Annotated in this window: 1 protein-coding gene; it reads left to right on the top strand. The window is 66.4% G+C overall.

The annotated features are described in order from the left end of the window. The coding region (glyA, locus tag AB1A62_RS22135; RefSeq protein WP_366663611.1) for a serine hydroxymethyltransferase at positions 1 to 1,269 on the top strand (1,269 nt) is incomplete at its 5' end. Positions 1,270 to 1,497 lie beyond the last annotated feature (228 nt).

Here is a 1,497-nt window from a genome sequence, read left to right as displayed (position 1 = left end):
TTTTTCACCCAAGCGCTGTCTGAGCGCGATCCTGAACTGTTTGCCTCGATCACGGCCGAACTGGGCCGCCAGCGCGACGAGATCGAGCTGATCGCCTCCGAGAACATCGTCTCCGCCGCGGTGATGGAAGCGCAGGGCTCCGTGCTGACCAACAAATACGCCGAAGGCTACCCGGGACGCCGCTATTACGGCGGCTGCCAGTATGTCGACGTCGCCGAGAACCTGGCGATCGACCGCGCCAAGCAGCTGTTCGGCTGCGAATACGCCAACGTGCAGCCGAACTCCGGCAGCCAGGCCAACCAGGGCGTGTTCCAGGCGCTCCTGAAGCCCGGCGACACCATCCTCGGCATGGACCTGGCCTCCGGCGGCCACCTGACCCACGGCGCCGCGCCGAACCAGTCGGGCAAGTGGTTCAACGCGGTGCATTACGGCGTGCGCCGCGATGACAACCGGATCGACTACGACCAGATCCAGGCGCTGGCCAACGAGCACCAGCCGAAGCTGATCATCGCCGGCGGCTCCGCCATCCCGCGCCAGATCGACTTTGCCAAGTTCCGTGAAATCGCGGACAGCGTCGGCGCATTCTTCATGGTCGACATGGCCCATATCGCAGGCCTGATCGCGGCCGGCGAGCACCCCTCGCCGTTCCCGCATGCGCATGTCGCCACCACCACCACCCACAAGACCCTGCGCGGCCCGCGCGGCGGCATGATCGTGACCAATGACGAGGCGATCGCCAAGAAAGTGAACTCGGCGATCTTCCCGGGCATCCAGGGCGGCCCGCTGATGCATGTGATCGCCGGCAAGGCGGCGGCCTTCGGCGAGGCGCTGAAGCCGGAGTTCAAGACCTACCAGAAACAGGTGCGCGCCAATGCGGCGGCGCTGGCCGACCAGCTGATCCAGGGCGGCCTGGACATCGTCACCGGCGGCACCGACACCCATGTGATGCTGGTCGACCTGCGCCCCAAGGGCGTCACCGGCAACATCGCCGACAAGGCGCTGGGCCGCGCCCATATCACCACCAACAAGAACGGCATCCCGTTCGACCCGGAAAAGCCGACCGTGACGAGCGGTTTGCGCCTGGGCACCCCGGCGGGCACCACCCGCGGCTTCGGCGAGGCGGAGTTCCGCCAGATCGCCGACCTGATCATCGAGGTGATCGACGGGCTGGCGGCCAACGGTGAAGAGGGCAACGCCGACGTGGAAGCCTCGGTGCGCGCCAAGGTGGCAGACCTCTGCGCCCGGTTCCCGCTCTACCCGAACCTGTAAGCCCGGGCTTCCTCCCAGACATGAAACCGCCGCGGCCGCCAGCCGCGGCGGTTTTGCTTTGGCAGGGGCAAAGCGCACAGCGGCCCGCGGGAACGCGCGTCACAGAAAAGGGGTTTCGCTGCGAAACCTTATTTATTAACAGTGTATTACGAGGGCGTTCGCAGCATTAACAATCCCGGCCCGGCGCCCTGCCCGACGCTACAGGGCCTGCCGCAGCCAGGCCACAAA

This window comes from Leisingera sp. JC11, assembly GCF_040704725.1.
GTDB lineage: Bacteria > Pseudomonadota > Alphaproteobacteria > Rhodobacterales > Rhodobacteraceae > Leisingera.
The sequence above is the reverse complement of the archived record's forward strand: the minus strand, read 5'-3'. Positions and strand labels throughout refer to the sequence as shown.